2 protein-coding genes and 1 pseudogene are annotated in these 2,468 nt (G+C 63.0%); 1 reads left to right on the top strand and 2 read right to left on the bottom strand.

Annotated features, from left to right (window positions below; genetic code table 11):
- Positions 1 to 335, top strand: a 335-nt coding sequence (locus FEM54_RS30455; protein ID WP_171045942.1) for an anti-sigma factor, incomplete at its 5' end; no start/stop codon positions are given.
- Here FEM54_RS30455 and FEM54_RS30450 read toward each other — a convergent pair.
- Together FEM54_RS30450 and FEM54_RS30445 are read right to left on the bottom strand one after the other, a co-directional pair.
- The gene (locus FEM54_RS30450) at positions 336 to 1,637 is read right to left on the bottom strand and encodes an ATP-binding protein (RefSeq protein WP_099548239.1); all 1,302 of its coding nucleotides are present in this window, start codon (positions 1,635 to 1,637) and stop codon (positions 336 to 338) included.
- A gap of 3 nt (positions 1,638 to 1,640) precedes the next feature.
- Positions 1,641 to 2,342, bottom strand: a pseudogene (locus tag FEM54_RS30445) (response regulator).
- Positions 2,343 to 2,468 lie beyond the last annotated feature (126 nt).

Here is a 2,468-nt window from a genome sequence, read left to right as displayed (position 1 = left end):
CGTTTGTGGTGGTGTTGGTTGCGCCACAGAACCAGGCACCCGGCTGGGTGATCCAGGCCAGCCATGACCAGCAGATCCAACTGATTCCGTTGGGGATGATGGAGGTTCCGAGCGACAAAGCCCTGCAATTCTGGACCAAGGGCGATGGCTGGCAGGCTCCGGTGTCATTGGGGCTGGTCAAGCCTGGGCAAACGCTCTCGGTGCCGCTGGACAAGCTGCCGCCGCTCACGCCCAACCAGCTGTTCGAGCTGACCCTGGAAGACCCTCACGGTTCACCGACCGGCAAGCCGACCGGGCCGATCCAGGCCATCGGCCGCGCGGTCAAAGTGCTCTGATCAGCCTGCGCTGGGCAACCACACCCTGAACCGTGCCCCGCCCAGGGGCGAGGCCAGGGCCGTCAATGTGCCGCCCTGGGCTTCCATGGCGCGCCGGCTGATCGCCAGGCCAAGGCCAAAGCCGCCAGTGGCGCGGTCGCGGCTGCGGTCCAGGCGATAGAAGGGTTCGAAGATACGCTCGCGCTGTTCCACGGGAATGCCAATGCCGTCATCGTCCACCCATATTTCACAGCCATCGGCACACACCTTGACCCCAACCTGAATGCGCTTGTCGCAATAGCGCGTGGCATTGCGCAACAGGTTCTGCAATGCCCGGGCCGTGAGGCGCGGGTCGAGGCTGAAACGCTCCACCGCGCAGTCAAGCGCCACGTCGATGACGATCTCGGGGTTTTCCAGTTCGTCATCGACGCTGCCCAGCACGCTGTCGATAAACTCGTCGAGCACCACGTCCACCCGCTCCGGCAACTGCGCCGGGTTTTGCAGGCGGCTGTAGGAAAGCAATTCCAGCACCAACTCGTCCAGTTCGCGTATATGCGCCACCAGGCTTTGCAGGCGCTCGCGGCTGGCCTGGGGCAAGTCTTCGGACAGCGCCAGGGCCAGGCCGAAGTCCAGGCGCGTCAGCGGCGTGCGCAGTTCATGGGACACCGCGTTGAGCAAGTCGCGCTGCTGGTTGAGCAGGCCTTCGATGTCGTCGGCCATGGTGTCGAACACCGACGCCAGGCTGCCGATGTTGGAGCTGGCGGGAATCTGTGTGCGCTCACTGAGGTTGCCCCGGCCCAATTGCGCGGCGGTGCTTTTCAGGCGCTCCAGGTCACGCCAGTGCGGGCGCAGCCAGAACAGCAGGCAGGCGAGCAAGGCCGCGCCAATCAGCACGTTCATCGACCAGTACAGCAGGTTCATGTCCAGCGGGTCCGGGGGGATGCTCAGTTTCACCGCAAACTGCTGGTTGATCGGCGAACTGATGTCTTCCATCCAGCCCCACTCGCCCAGGCGGATCACCGGCTTGCCGTGCTCCAGCAGTTGCTCCTCCTCGGGGGTATAGCTGGCGTCCTGGCGCAGCAGCAACTTGACTTGCAGCGGCGCGAAATCCCGGTTCAGTTGCTCGGTCACGTGCGACCAATGCTCCACCGGCGCACGCAGATACTGCTTGACGATAAGCTTTTGCAGGCCACGGGTCTGCTCGATGTTGTAGTCCATGTAGCGGTGTTCAAACAGCTGGATCACCAACTTGGGAATCAGGAATATCGCGGCACTGAAGGTAATGATGGTGACCAGGTAGAGGCGCAGCAGTACACGAAACATGGATCAGCATTCCCACTCGGAACGGCTGAACAGGTAGCCCTTGCCCCATACGGTCTTGATCTTGCGCGCTTCGCCTGCGTGGTCGTCGAACTTGCGGCGCAGCTTGGAGATGGCCACGTCCACCGAACGGTCGGTGCCGTTGAACTCGATACCGCGCAAACGCTGCAGGATCTGGTCGCGGCTGAGCACTTCACCGGCGTGCCGGGCCAGCACCACCAGCAGGTTGTACTCGCCGCTGGACAGCTCCACCGCCTGCTCGCGCCAGGTCACGGTGCGCTCCGACAGGTCGATGCACAGGTTGCCCATGACGATCTGGTCGTTGGCCACCTGTGGCTCGGACAAACTGCTGCGGCGCAGCAAGGTGCGTACACGGGCGAGCAGCACACGTGGCTCGCAAGGCTTGGTGACATAATCGTCGGCGCCCATCTACAGGCCCAGCACATGATCGTGGCTGTCATCGCGGGCGGTGAGCATCAGAATCGGCAGGCCCGCCGAGTCGGCACGCAGCAGGCGGCACACCTGCAAGCCGTCGAGACCGGGCAGCATCAGGTCGAGGATCACCAGGTCCGGCGGGTTAAGGCGCGCCCGTTCACGCACATGGTCGCCACGGCTGAGCACATTGACGTGGTAGCCATTGCGTTCCAGGTAGCTGGCAATCAGCTCGGAGAGTGCGGCGTCGTCTTCCACCAGGAGGATGTTGGGCATGGTGTTTCCAAATAATACAGTTTGTCGGCGGTATACAGACCCTTGTGGGAGCGGGCCTGTGTGGGAGCTGGCTTGTGTGGGAGCTGGCTTGCCTGCGATAGCATCGCCTCGTTCTCTATGAAAGAC

Origin of the sequence: Pseudomonas edaphica (assembly GCF_005863185.1) — a bacterium.
Lineage (GTDB): Bacteria > Pseudomonadota > Gammaproteobacteria > Pseudomonadales > Pseudomonadaceae > Aquipseudomonas > Aquipseudomonas edaphica.
Note: the sequence above shows the minus strand (reverse complement) of the source record. Positions and strands in the feature narration are given on the sequence as shown.